Source organism: Streptomyces sp. NPDC093801 (assembly GCF_040701585.1).
Lineage (GTDB): Bacteria > Actinomycetota > Actinomycetes > Streptomycetales > Streptomycetaceae > Streptomyces.
In genome coordinates this window covers 1-13,229 of the sequence record NZ_JBFBDP010000050.1, presented here as the reverse complement: position 1 = coordinate 13,229, position 13,229 = coordinate 1, and the positions used below count along the sequence as shown (strand labels likewise).

10 protein-coding genes are annotated in these 13,229 nt (G+C 70.7%); 5 read left to right on the top strand and 5 right to left on the bottom strand.

The window, feature by feature from the left end; all coding sequences use genetic code 11:
• Positions 1-964 precede the first annotated feature (964 nt).
• Positions 965-2,509 (top strand): FG-GAP-like repeat-containing protein, encoded by a 1,545-nt coding sequence (locus AB0469_RS37185; protein WP_366455996.1) that lies wholly within the window; start codon positions 965-967, stop codon positions 2,507-2,509.
• A gap of 103 nt (positions 2,510-2,612) precedes the next feature.
• Here AB0469_RS37185 and AB0469_RS37180 read toward each other — a convergent pair whose 3' ends face one another.
• Entirely contained in the window at positions 2,613-3,341 is a 729-nt protein-coding gene (locus AB0469_RS37180; protein WP_366456021.1) for an SDR family oxidoreductase, read from the bottom strand.
• 220 nt (positions 3,342-3,561) lie between these two features.
• Between AB0469_RS37180 and AB0469_RS37175 the strand changes: the two genes are divergently transcribed.
• Positions 3,562-4,233 (top strand): hypothetical protein, encoded by a 672-nt coding sequence (locus tag AB0469_RS37175; RefSeq protein ID WP_366455995.1) that lies wholly within the window; start codon positions 3,562-3,564, stop codon positions 4,231-4,233.
• A gap of 409 nt (positions 4,234-4,642) precedes the next feature.
• Here the strand turns inward: AB0469_RS37175 and AB0469_RS37170 are convergent, their stop codons facing one another.
• Entirely contained in the window at positions 4,643-5,779 is a 1,137-nt protein-coding gene (locus AB0469_RS37170) for a hypothetical protein (RefSeq protein ID WP_366455994.1), read from the bottom strand.
• Positions 5,780-5,938: 159 nt separating this feature from the next.
• On the opposite strand from AB0469_RS37170, the gene AB0469_RS37165 reads away from it, so the two are divergent.
• The 3 genes from AB0469_RS37165 to AB0469_RS37155 all read left to right on the top strand — a co-directional run bounded on the left by AB0469_RS37165 (position 5,939) and on the right by AB0469_RS37155 (position 9,475).
• On the top strand, positions 5,939-6,538 hold the full coding sequence (locus AB0469_RS37165) for a hypothetical protein (protein WP_366455993.1): 600 nt from the start codon (positions 5,939-5,941) through the stop codon (positions 6,536-6,538).
• Between the two features lie 196 nt (positions 6,539-6,734).
• Positions 6,735-7,037 (top strand): hypothetical protein, encoded by a 303-nt coding sequence (locus tag AB0469_RS37160; protein WP_366455992.1) that lies wholly within the window; start codon positions 6,735-6,737, stop codon positions 7,035-7,037.
• 185 nt (positions 7,038-7,222) lie between these two features.
• Positions 7,223-9,475 (top strand): LppP/LprE family lipoprotein, encoded by a 2,253-nt coding sequence (locus AB0469_RS37155; RefSeq protein WP_366455991.1) that lies wholly within the window; start codon positions 7,223-7,225, stop codon positions 9,473-9,475.
• A gap of 892 nt (positions 9,476-10,367) precedes the next feature.
• Here the strand turns inward: AB0469_RS37155 and AB0469_RS37150 are convergent.
• The 3 genes from AB0469_RS37150 to AB0469_RS37140 form a co-directional block, all read right to left on the bottom strand.
• Positions 10,368-10,838, bottom strand: a complete 471-nt coding sequence (locus tag AB0469_RS37150; RefSeq protein ID WP_366455990.1) for an RpiB/LacA/LacB family sugar-phosphate isomerase — start codon at positions 10,836-10,838, stop codon at positions 10,368-10,370.
• A gap of 69 nt (positions 10,839-10,907) precedes the next feature.
• Entirely contained in the window at positions 10,908-11,126 is a 219-nt protein-coding gene (locus AB0469_RS37145) for a hypothetical protein (protein ID WP_366455989.1), read from the bottom strand.
• A gap of 725 nt (positions 11,127-11,851) precedes the next feature.
• Complete coding sequence (locus tag AB0469_RS37140) at positions 11,852-12,463, bottom strand: ricin-type beta-trefoil lectin domain protein (protein ID WP_366455988.1); 612 nt, start codon at positions 12,461-12,463, stop codon at positions 11,852-11,854.
• Positions 12,464-13,229: the final 766 nt, after the last annotated feature.

Here is a 13,229-nt window from a genome sequence, read left to right as displayed (position 1 = left end):
TCCCACTGAGCGCAGCCGGCATCGCCGCGTCGTCCCTGACGTCCCCGTCCAGCGGCCAGAAGGGCCCACAGACCCGCAGGGCCTGGGCGCTCCCCGGGTCTGACCGCGAGGGGCTCCCAGGGCAGGGCATCCCCTGCGTGAGTCCTTCCAGCCGCGGGCCTGGATCGCGTCGAGGCCGGCGAGCCGTTCCGCGCCGTCCGTTGGGGCCCGGGCCCGGCACCAAGATGCCAGACGCCTTGCTGCCAGGCGCCTCGCCTTCCCCGCAGGACCTCGGGCCAGCAGGATGTCGATCACCGGGACGGCGGGGCGGGAGCCCCGCCTCGGGCCAGTGCCGCAAGGCCGGACCGGTGCAGCGCCGGCCCACTCGTTCACACCGTTCGTGCCCGTCACAGGAGGATCCTCATGTCGCGTCGTCTCGCGGCGCGTCCGCTGCACTGTCGCCGCCCTCACAGCGGCGCTGCCCGCCGTCGTCCTGGCCTCCCCCGGGAGCGGGTCCGCGGTGATCGGCCGGGACACGTCGCAGGCCGGCGATGCCGGGACTGCGACGCACATCGCGACCGGGACTGACCGCATGCGTTGACCCAGCCTGCCTGACCGCCTCGGACGACAGCCCGTCCCCCGCCATCACGGTCCTCCTCATCCACGACCTGGCCTGGGCGCGTGCCGGGCCAACCGACGGCCTGGAGCACCTGCGGGCCCGGCCCGGCCCGCCCCGCACGGCCGTCCCGACGTCGTCCTCGTCGTCCGCGCCCGCTGCGACTCCACGGCACGGCATCGGATGCGCGCCCGGCCTGGCCGGTTCCGGTGCCCGCCCCGTTCGCGGGCATCGACCGGCCGGCAGTCCGTTCCGTGCGAGCGCCTCCGCCGCGCCCGCTGCCCGTCTTCCTCACCCCGACCCCGATCTCGATCTCGACCACGGCACCGGCCGTTCCTCCGGCCTGCCCGCACACCCTGGAGAACACGCATGTCCCGCGCTCTGCGCCGTACGTCCGCCACCGCCCTGCTCGCGGCCGGCCTGGCCTCCGCCGTACTGACCACGACGGTTCCGGCCGCTGCCGCCGTGCAGCCCGCACCCCCGGTGCTGCGCGTCATGCCGCTGGGCGACTCGATCACCGACGGCTACCAGAGCTCGACCAACGCCGGCTACCGGCTGCAGCTGTGGCAGAAGTCGCAGGCGCACCCGCGCTTCCGTGTCGACTTCGTCGGCTCGCGGCAGTCCGGATCGGCCCCGGACAGCGACAACGAGGCCCACGGTGCCACCATGATCAACGACTTCCGGGGCAAGGCCGCGGACTGGGTGCGCAGTGCCGAGCCGGACGTCGTCCTCCTCCACCACGGCATCAACGACCTGGACCGCGGGACCGACAAGGCCGGGGCTCCGGCCAGGCTGGCAGCGGTGACCGACGAGATCCTCGCCGCGCGGCCCGGGGTCACCGTCGTGGTGATGGGCCTGATCCCCACGTCAGGCCCGGCCGGCGTGGCCGCCTTCAACTCCGCGGTGCGGAACTGGGTCGGTGCCAAGGCGCAGGCCGGCGCCAAGGTCCGCTACGTCGACGCCCCCGCGCTGGTGCCCGTCGAGATGGCCGACAGCCTGCACCCCAACGACGCCGGCTACCGCAAGATGGGCGACGCCTTCTTCGACGGTGTCGACAAGGCCGTCACGGACGGCACCGCCGTCCGCACCCACAAGGGCCGGGCGGGCACGGAGTCCGGTGGCGCCGACCGGCAGCGCTGGGCCGACTGGGACGGCGACGGGCGCGCGGACCGCGTCCTGGTCGAGGACAGCGGAGCCGTCCGCGTCCTGCTCAACCGCGGCGGCGACGGACGGGGCGGCTGGGAGGACTTCGGGCAGGTCGCGACCGGCCTGACCGCGGACCGGACACGCGTCAGGTTCGCGGACTGGGACGGCGACGGCAGGGCCGACTACATCTGGATCTCGGAGACGGGCTCCGTGTCCGTCTACCTCAACCGGGGCGGCGACGGACACGGCGGCTGGACCCTCGCCGCCAACGTGGCGACCGGACTCACCCGCGACGCCGGCCAGGTCCGCTTCGTGGACTTCGACGGCGACGGCCGCACCGACTACACCCTGGTCCGCCCCGACGGCCCCGTCACCGTCTTCCTCAACAAGGGTGGCGACGGCCGCGGAGGCTGGCAGGACCGCGGCACCGTCGCCTCCGGCGCGACCAATGACCCCAGCCGGGTCCGGTGGACCGACCTCGACGGGGACGGATACGCCGACTACTGCGTGCTCCGGCCCGACGGGTCGGTGGACACCTACCTGAACCGCGGCGGCGACGGCCACGGCGGCTGGTCCGCCCCCGGCACACCCGTCACCACGGGAACGGCGGGTGACCCGCGGTACACGGCGTTCGCCGACTTCGACGGCGACGGCCACGGCGACCACGTCCTGACCCGCCCCGACGGGTCCACGAACGTCCGGCTCTGGAACGGCGGCAACGGCACCAGCGGCTGGACCGACCTCGGCACGGTCGCCGTCGCCGGCTGACCGGCCCGGCTGGTGACGACGTGCAGCGCCCCGCGCATGGGACACCCGTCGGCTTCCTGGTCGGCCGCGTCCGGCCGAACCGGAAGCCGGGGGACGCGAGCGGTCAGGAAAGCCAGTCGGCGTAGCGGGTGGGGGCGAGGTGGGCGTCCTCGTCGGTGAGGACGTCACCCTTGACGACGGCGAACATGCCGGCGGTGGGATCGGTGACGACGGTGCGGCCGTCGCCCTTGTGGGACAAGGTGAGCCGGCCCAGCTCGTCCAGCGAGAAGACCTCGGGTCCGGCGATGCTGCGCGTGCCCCCCAGCGGCGAGCCCGCAGCAACTTCTGCCACGCAGGCAGCCACGTCCTTGGAGGCGATCGGCTGGATCGGTGTGGCGGGTAGCCGGACGGTGCCGTTGTCGGCTGTCCAGGACAGAATCGCGTCGATGAATTCCATGAACTGCGTCGCGCGGACGATCGAGAAGGGAATCGGTCCGGACTTGAGGATGTCCTCCTGGAGCACCTTAGCCCGGTAGTAGTCCAGCTCCGGCACCTGGTCCGCACCGACGATGGAGAGAATGACGAAGTGACGGACGCCGCCTTTCTGGCCCGCGGCCAGAAGGTTGTCCATCGAGGTCTGGAAGAAGGTCAGGGAGGCTTCGTCGAAGGTCGGGGAGTTCGTCAGGTTGACGATGGTGTCCGCCCCCGCCACCGCCTCGTCCAGTCCCCGGCCGCTGATGACGTCGATTCCGGTGGACTGCGAGTGCGGCACTGCTTTGTGCCCGGCGGCGTTCAGATTCGTGACGACCTGCGACCCGATCAGCCCGGTACCGCCGATGACCGCACACTTCATGGCAATGCCTTCCGTCGGGAGATGTGTCCGGAATGTCATTCATCATCCATGGATGGGTGCTTGATGTGAAGTCAGGGTCGCACATCCGGCCACCACCCTGGGGGAAGCCAAACGCTCAGCTGGCCAACCACGACGCCCAGGCCCCGCGACCCGGTGCTCCGTACCGGGACGTCTACGTCGAAGCAGTCGATGACGAGGAACACTGGGTAGCGTCGTTCCGGTGAATCTCAACCTCTTCAACGATGTGCCTGACGGCCTGACTCGACGCGCTCGATCGTTTGTCCAAGCTCACGGAGTCAAAGTCGACGTCAGGCACGTCGAGGACCACAGACAGTGGTGGCTGGAGCGAGACGTCCCGGCGGCGGTCATCGACCGGATGGCAGCTTATGAGGAGCGCTGGGGCGGTCTGGTCCTCCCACCCGCATCTCAGTACGACGGCGGCCCGAGGTATCTCGAAGCGGACTCCCCTGAAGGCTCTGGATCTGAAGGCTGGTGGTTCGAGGCCGGGATGCAGCGAACCGCGGTCCCGTACGGGTTCATGATCGGGCTGGCTGGCGAGTTCGGCATTCATGCAGGTCAGTGGGTGCCTCTCCATGCCACAGTCGAGGGCTGGGTGGAGTCGCTCGCGCTAACCCACCACGCGTCCATGTCGGCGAAGCAGATCAGCAAGGTCACCGGCGATGAGGTCGACGGCATCGCGCTGGACGGGTTCGAGCCGGTGCGCGAAGCAAGGGGCCTGGCCGACTCCTGGTGGCGAGGAGCCGACTCCCTGGTGGCGATCTATACAGGTGAGGCCGAGGCCCTCTCCTTTCCGCAGGGCCGCACCGCGTTGATCTATTCCGGCTTGGACGAGTGGGGCCTGCGCGCAGGCGTCAAGGACAGCACCGGCTGAGGACACGAGGAGTGGTCCGGAGGCCGACGGACTTCAGGGCGGCGGGAACTGGCGGCCGCCGGGAGACCGACGTACTCCCGCCACAGCTGTGCCGCAGGCGCCTTCAGGGCGAAAGCTGCCTGCGGCCGGGAGAGGCCGCGGGAAGAGCAAGTCGTCCATCAAGGAGCCTGGGAGCAAGGCGCGTCGGGCGATGAACATCGCGGGGCGCCGCTACCAGCAATGCCGCCAACGAAGTGGTTGGCCTTACGGGGTGCCCGACGTGGGACGGCGCAGCTGCGGCCGCCCACGCTCATCACACCACTCCTCGGAGCTCGGTTCGCCGGAACCTGGTACCCGGACAAGGCGGAGCGGGTACCCGAGTAGCCGTCACTCGGAGCCTGGCCAGGCTCCGCCCGCGCGGGTGCGAAAGTCACAGCACATCGGGCGTCCAGTGGACCTCGCCCGGATAGACGTGAGCGCCGGGTGACAGGACGCGGGTGCCGTAGTCGACATCGGGGGCCACGACCCAGCCGACGCCGGAGTAGGCGGTGGGGCTGGAGGTGCGGGGGACGCTGCACTGGGCGGTGTCGGTGGTCAGGGTCCGGCCGGCCGGGACGGTCAGGATCTGGAAGTCCGCCGCTTCCGGACAGGTGCGGAACTCGGCGGTCTTCGCGGTGTACTTGAGGCGGGCCTTGACCGTCACCGGTTCGCTGGCACGGTTGGTGATCTCCAGGGCGAAGGAGATCCGGTCGGCCTGGACCCGCGTGCACACCCGCCACTTCACAGCACCCGGACCAGAGTTGGGCGGGCTGCAGCGGCTGTCGGCCCCGATGGAGTCCTTCTCCAAACCGGGCTGCTCGGACGGCGAGGCGGCCCTGAGCCGGGCTGGGCTGTCGGGGCCGTCGGACGCGGCGTTGGACGCGGCGTTGGACGGCGGAGCGGTGGCGGTCGCCGCGTCGGTCGGAAGAGCGTCGGCGGACGCCGAGCCCGGCGTGGACGTGGCCCGCAGGATCGGCCAGGCGATCGCGGACAGGACAGCGCACACCCCGACGCCAACGGCCAGGCGCGCCCGCCTGCTGGCCGGACCCCGGCGCCAGGCCCCGGGGGTGTCCGAAGTGGCGACGGCATCCGGCGGATCTGTCGGGGCGTGACCGGCTGCCTGCCCGCCGCCGGAGGCACCGGCTGAACCGGGCGTGTCGGCGGGGGCGGGTGCGGGGTCGGTGAAGGCCGGGTTCAGTTCGGTCTGGACGCGCAGCAGGCGGGCATCCCATTCGGCGGCTTCGGCCTCGGCCGTCGCACGGTCGGACTTCGCGTACCAGTGGCAGGTGAGGATGAAGGCGCGCACGACCTCCCGGGACGGAATTCTGTCGCCCCGGGCGGCGCCCGAGAACGTCGTACTCGAATACGACTGCTTCTCCCAGGAGCGGGCGGAGAGGGTCTCCATCCGCTTGTACGTCAGGTCCTCCCCGCACGCCGTCCGCACCTTGCGCAGATCGAACGCGAACGCTTCGAGCGGTCCGTCCTCGGGGTTGATCGGGCGCTCCTGACGCCCCTGCCTGCCAGCCAACCGTCGTTCCCCCCAGCTGTCTTGATGACCCATTGATTGATGCGTCGACCAGTGTGGCTGGTCATCAAGCCGCCCACCAACCTGTGGTCGACGAGCTGCCGAGCGGCCCCCGGCCGGGGTGCCGCAGGGGGCTGCTCGCCGACTGGGAGGAGTCCCTCGATGGTGGACATCAGCATGATCCGCAGCACCGCCGCCAGGGCGGCCACGTCTCTGGCGGGCGCGATCGCGCTGCTCGCCGGCGGAGCCGTCACCGCCCCGGTGGATGCGCAGGCCGCTGCCCCTCTCGGGCGGGTGTGCATGTTCGAGGCCCCCGACGGGGCGTACGGGCTCGGACACGCCGCGTTCGCGGTGAAGGTCCGAGGCGAGGCGAACCACTGGATCTACGGCTCGTTCGGCAGCCTCAACGACGCCCCCAAGGCCGGCTGGATCCAGGGCGGGACGTGGGAGCAGGCCCGCGCCCACTTCACCGCCGTCCGCGACCAGGACCACAGCGGTGCCCGGTACTACACCCGCTACCGGTGCGCGAACACCAGGGACGGTGACGTGAAGCGAGCTCAGTCCTGGTACGGCGCGGTGAAGGGCCGCGGCTACAACGCCGTCGGGAACAACTGCCTGCACATGTCGATGGCCGTCTTCAAGGGCTACAGCGACGTCCTGCGCAACGACTCCCGGCTGCCCAGCGCCACCAGGAGGACCCCCGACGACTACTTCGAGAAGGTCCTGCCCGCCGCGCACTGGGAGACCGCGCACAACCTCTGACGCACGGACCGCCCAGGGGCCGGCCGTGCGCCAGCCCCTGGGATCTGGCTCACCACCGCACTCCACGAGACGAGGCCCCCATCACACCGCCACCCGGCCCTCCGACGGCTCCTCCGGTACCCCCGGCCGACCGCCGACACCCCATCCGCCGCCATACCCCCCGCTCCCGCCGGCGCCGCCGACCGCTGCCACCACCATGCCCAAGCAGATCCGCATCGCCCGCCTCGTGCTGTTCGTGCAATGCGACCCGGTGCCGCTGCTCGGCCTCGCCCAGCTCGCCGTGACCCGGGCGGCACGGGAAGCCCTGTCGCCGCACAGCGGCACCGGCTCGTGGATGGCCCCGGTCGTCGACGACGCCCGGCGGGTGGCCGACGCCCAGGCCTTCTCCGCGCAGTACGCCCACGTCGGGGCGGCCCTGGCCCGGCTCGCCGCCGGAAGCACCCTGATCGCCCTGCTCGTGCACCACGACAGCAGCGCCTGGTCCGCCCGCCGCCGCTGACCACAGCCTTCCCGCCCCGGGGCCGCTCCGACAGGCGCGGCCCCAGGGCGGCGAGCACCGCCGCCCGAGGGTGCCGGTTCCGCCAGTCAGACCAGTCCCACGCACAGACGTCTCAAGGAGGATTTCTCATGCTCGGATGGAGGCCGTGGTCGTCCCGCGGCATGACAACGCGGAGGGTGGGCGCCGTGATCGCGGTGCTGCTCGTGCTCGGCTCCGTGCTGGGCGGCTACCGGTGGTGGTCTCACCGCCCGGCCACCCTCACCGTCACCGTCACCGGCCTCGCCGAAGGGGTCCCGGCCGACGTCCTGCTCCGCGGCGGCGGCGTCGACCGCCACCTGACGGGCACCCTGACGCTGTCCGTGCCGCCGGGCCGCTATGTGCTGCGGGGCCTGCCGGTGCGCGGCACGAGCAGCGACCTCTACCCGGTCTTGGGCGAGGCTGTGGTGCAGGCTCCGGCCGGCGGCTCGCCGAAGGCCGAGGTGGAATACGCCGACGAGGTCCCGCACACCACCAAGGTCCTCGACCCCGGCAGCTTCGGCCTGGTTGGCGCGGCCACCGACGAGCCCCTGGTCTTTGCGCCCGGCAGCGCCCCGGCCCGGACCCTCGCCGCCGGGGACGTGCTCGTCGCCGGCATCGGCCCCGCCACCCCCGAGGGCCTGATGCGCAAGGTCACCGCCACCGGCAGGGACGACCGCGGCCGGGTGCTGGTCTCGACCGCGCCCGCAACGATCCGCGACGCGATGCCACGGGGGAAGATCGACGTCAAGGACGTCGCTCTCCGGCCCTACCCAGGGCCGGGCCAGCAGCTGGCGAAACCGGCCACCATGACCCTGGCGAGCCTGACCGACAGCGCCGTTGCCGCCCAGCCGTCCGCGAGCGCGGGCGGCAACCCGTTCAGCTTCGACGGCGATCCGGGAACGTTCACCATCAACGCAGCCCTCCGCAAGGAGACCGTGGCCCCCGGCGCCGAGCTCGAATGCCAGAAGGCGGTCACCCCCAGCTCGGCCCCCCTCGTCGAGACGGACTTCGGCGCCGCCGCACCGCGCCTGGACTTCGCCCTTCACTGGGATCTCGGTGGCGTGCACGGAGCCCGGTGGACGATCAAGACCACCCAGAAGTCGGGCATCCGCCTGGAGATCCCGCACACCATAGACCTCAAGAAGTGCGCCCTGAAGTTCCAGGACCCCCAGATCCCCGTCCCCGTCGGGGAGTTCGTCCTCCCCTCCGGCAGCCCCTTCCCTCTCGTCTTCGTCATGAAGGCCAGCGGCGTCGGACTGCTCGAAGCGAGCTTCGCCAAGCTCGACCTCGCCCTCGACGTCGACCAGGAGGCGAAGCTCACCGCCGGGCTCGACTGGGCCGGCAGCGGACTGCCACGCCCGATCGCATCCTTCGACAACTCCTTCACCCTCCGCAAGGGCCCCAAGGCGACGATCGAGGTGGCGGCCCGCGCCGGGGTCCGCCTCGACATGGACCTCTACGGTGTCGCCGGGCCCTTCCTGGACACCACCCTCGGGTTGAAGCTCTCCGGCCAAGGCGGCGGCAACAGCGCGAACAAGGCCGAACTGAAGGCCGGGATATACACCTCCGCAGGGCTGGGCCTGGACTTCTGGGGTCGGAAGGACCTCTCGGTCGAGATCAGCGACCTGTTCCACGTGGAGAAGAGCATCTGGTCCGTCTTGGGCCCCACACCGCCCGCACCTTCGCCCTCATCAGCGCCTGCCACGGCCACCCCCGCGCTCGACCCGGCCGCTCCGGCGCCGTGCCCCTCCGACGCGGTGCTGCGCGCGGCGCTCGGCAAGCAGATCTCCCGGCCCGGCCCGGCCTGGACCATCGCCACCAGCCAGTGCTGGAACGGATGGGCCGCCGTGACGTGGGGCCCGGAGGCGACCGACGACGTCACGATCAGCGTCTTTCGCCGAGACCACGAAAAGCTCACCCCGGCCGTCGTCCTGGTCCCGTCGCCGGGAGCGGAGGACGATCCGGGCTGGCTGCGGGACTGCCGCACGCTGCAGGCCCTGAACCCACCAGCCGCCCTCACCGACGCGGTCGGCTGCCCGAAACAGCCCGCGCCGGGCGACTTCGACTCGGATTCGGCCCTCGCGAAAATCCGGGAGCTCGGCTACAGCGCGGACCCCGACAGCGCACACGGCTTGCAAGGCCCGCTGCGCGCGATCCGCGCCAGCAGCACTGGCGGTGACGGCTCCGTCCAGGGCGTCTTCCTCTTCCACGGAAACCAGTACGTCGGACGGGACACGAACCCGGTCGACGGGGCCGTCGCCATCACCGGCCAGAACGGCCGGACGGTGACCATCGAGTACCGCACGTACCGGCCCGACGACCCCCGATGCTGTCCCTCCGGCGGCACCACCACCCTCCGGGCCTCCTGGGACGGGACCCGAATCGTCTGGACGCCACCGCCCAACGTCCCGGCCCCCTGATACCCGAGCGCCGCTGCACGGCTCCGGACCGCACCGATGAGCAGCCTCCCCTCGCGCAGTGACCTCACCGTCCGGCGGCTGATCAGCTGGCCAGCGTGAAATCGGCGCCCGGGCAAGCCCTCACCGGAAACGAACCGGCGATCCCGCTACACACAAGAGGCCCCACCTGAATCGAACCATCGCGACCTTCCCCTGAGGCGGCAGAGTTTGTAGCCGCGCTCCGCCGCCTCAGGGCGCCTCGCGGGAACCCCACCCTGGGCGCGATCAGCAACAGGACGGCGTTCAGTCCCACGGGGCTGGGCAGTTGCGTCACGACGGCCACCCTCTCCCGTCATCAGCTGACAACCCTGATGATCCAGTACGAGAAGGCGGGCAGGGAGCGACATCGGGCAGCAGCCGCGACCCGCCAATGTCGGGACCGCCTCCCCACCGCACGTCGGCCTCCAGGCCCTCCAGGGCGAACTGCGGGCCCTGGTGAGGTCGGCCGGGCTGACGGTCAGGGGCGCGCTCACCTACCTCGGAGCACGATCTCCGACGCGCTCAACCAGCCCCGCCCCCCCGACGATCGCCGAGGCCTGCGAGGCCGATGCGCCCGAGCGCTGGTTCCAGGCAGCAGCCGACCTGGCACGCCAGCCCGAAGCCGCTCCCGCCCCGCACGACGTCCTGATCGAGGCAGCGTCGACCCGGGCCCCGGCGGACATTCCCGCACTGGTGAGGAGCCTGGAGGCTACCGGGTACGGCCAGGCGGCCGTCCGGCTGGTGCGAGCGGCCGCCAAGGAGCCCATGGTCGAGTTGGTTGAGAGTCTTCTGGGTGTTGCAGGTAGCGCCGTTCACGCCCCGTCTCGGAGTCGACCATGGTCGTCTCGCTGTGGCTGTGACGCACTCGCCGCCGTCACTGCCTTGATTCAGGGTGTGTGCTTCGGGCGCCGTCGAGCCGTTCGACGCGCGCTACGTTTTCCCGGTCTTCGGTGTCCGTGCTCGCCCGGGCGGCGAACCAAGCGTCGAGGATCTCCTTGAGGAGTGGTTCCGAGGTCAGGCGCAGACTGAGCGCGAGCACGTTGGCGTCATTCCAGCGACGCGCACCGTCTGCGGTGTAGGCGTCCGTGCACAGGGCCGCGCGTACGCCGGGAACCTTGTTCGCGGCGATCGAGGCGCCCGTACCGGTCCAGCAGCACACGACGGCCTGGTCGGCGTTCCCGGCGGCGACGTCGCGGGCTGCCGCCTCCGAGCAGGCTGCCCACTGCGGATCGTCGCCAGGACTCAGCGCCCCGTACGGCACCACGTCGTGTCCGCGGTCGCGTAGTTGCCCGAGGAGTGCGCGAGCCACGGGCTCGTCCATGTCCGAGGAAACGGAGATCCGCATGCCCCGAGAGTAACCGGCTGTGGAACGGACGGCCGCCACGAGTCGCGGAATGGCCAGGCGGTGTTTCCGTCACTTGCGGTCGGAGCCGACCGGATTTGAGCCGGCGTCCTCGCGCTTGCGGAGACCGCGCGTCGACCTCTGCGCTACGGCTCCGCCCACCCCGGCATCGTAGGCAGCCCCCGATAGCTCCCACCGTGCCCAGCCGATGCCGAGCCCGGCGAGCGCTTCGAGTTGCGTGGGGTCGAGCCGGTCGCCGCGCTGGCGCTGGTTGGCCAGCCACATCCCCATACGGTGCCTACTCCTGTCCGCGAGGTACTCGACATGTGGCCGCCCCGGTGTGCCGCCACCTTCCCGCGCGAGGGCCGTCACGCCCTTGTGGAAGGCTTCCGCGCCCCGCCTGGACGTAGTGGCCGCGGCGGACTCCGCGGGCGTCTGGCGGGCCTGTACGACCCTCGCCGGGGTGATGCCGAGCGCGCCGAGCCGGGTCTGCTGCTCGGCGTTCAGCCGGCGGAGTCCCGTCGTTGGATGGAGAGCCAGCGGCCGATGTCCTCGCCGTGATGGGTGACCCCGGGCACCGATGCCAGAGGTTCCTCCAGCTCGGCGGCGCTGACTTTTGGAGGGTCGATCCGTCGCCTCGTTGCACCGGGTTGGCGTCACCTCGCTGACACTGGTCTGTAGCAGAGTCGCAGGTCAGGCGGTGTGATGGGTAGTCAGTGGCGCGGCCGTGAGGTCGTGTTCGCATCCGCCGTGCACACGTGGGCGAACCCGACTGCTGTGCCCGGGAGCGCCGTAGCGGGTCCATTCCTGTATCTATCCGGGCTTCGAAATGAATCAATGTCGAGGGGATGGAATCTGGCCTGGGAGGGTCTCTCGGTCAAGGTCTGCGGGGTCTGGTAGGTGCATGTCGGCAGCAGACCGGGGCGGGGGAACCCCGCTGGGGGATGTCCGTGCGCTGAGGTTCCGGTCTTTGGCGGCTGTCAGCCGCCAAAGACCGTGTTCTTCTGTTGGGATGCTCAGCTCTGGGACAGGGTGTGCCAGGTGTGGTCGTCGGTGTCTCCGCCTGGGCCCCAGCAGTCGTAGAGCCAGGTTGTTTTGGGGCCGCGATCGGTTTTGTTCCAGTTCTGGCCGTCGATGTCCAGGCACTTGCCGGTCTGGTAGTTGACCAGGAGTTCTTCTCCTGGGGTGCCGTCCCAGTACCATTCCTGGTTGTCGTTTTCGGCGATGCAGGTGTGCAGGCGGATTTCCGTGCCGTTGGGAAGGTCTCCGCCCTGGCCTGGCAGATCGAGGCACAAATGTTCGCCTGCCAGACCTGCGGCGTTCCGGATCAGGAACTTCGGCCTCGATTCGGTCGATCCGTCGGCGTGTTTGTAGCGGAATGGGTCCGTGGGCCAGATCTCCCACTGTTGGTTGTCGTTCCAGCTGCACCAGTAGACGCCGACGCGGTCCCCCGATTTGGCTCCGCTGTCTTCTGGTATATCCAGACATGTCGATGTCCTGTTGTTTACGAGAAGTCGGTTGAAGCCAACGGTGATTTCAGCGTGGGCTGGAGCGGTGCCGACGGTCAGTGCCGCGAGCACAGCGGCGGCCGTCCCGAACAGTCTCGTGCGCAGAAACGGTGTGTTCACGGACTCTCCTTTGATTGTGGGGGTCGCGAAAGAACTGTGGCTGAGCCCAACCCGGCGCCCCGAACGGTCGTTTGGATGCTAGGGGGTTCTTCGTCGGACTTTCCGCCCGTGGGCGGAGAATGGCTGTGGTCCGTTACTTGTGGCGCAATCTTTACGACCAAGTGGACAGGTTGGATCAAGAAGGGGTGTGGATGCCGGCTGCGGTGCGTGGCCGTGAGTGATGTCCCTTTGCGGACCCCCAGCCGTGCAGACGTCCTCGATCGGGTGGCACGCCAGAGGGTTCTCCGCTCGGCCCACCCCTACTGATGCCAGCGCGGTCCGCAGAGTGGACCGCGCTAATGGGCTGGAGGCCCAGACCCCGTGAAACGGGGTCACCTCCCATGTTCTCGTAAGGAAGGCCTGAGGCCGACGGAGCCGGCCCGCCCCGGTGGAGCGTAGCGGGCCCGTCCGGAGCGAAGCGGAGAGCCGGCCGAGCATAGGCGAGGCCAGTCTCTCCTGCGAGGCGGCTTCCATCCTTCAGGCTGGAGCGAAGCGCAGGCCTACCGGCCCGAAGGGCCGGCCCTGGCCCGCGAAGCGGGCCCCGCCGAGCGCAGCGAGGCGGCCTCCCTTACCCGGGCCGGAGCGAAGCGCAGGCCCACCGGCCCGAAGGGCCGGCCATGGCCCGCGAAGCGGGCCCCGCCGAGCGCAGCGAGGCGGGGTCTCTTCCCCAGCGCTGCGCGCTGGGGAACCAAACCGTATGCGTGTGATACCCGGCAGGGGTTGCGCA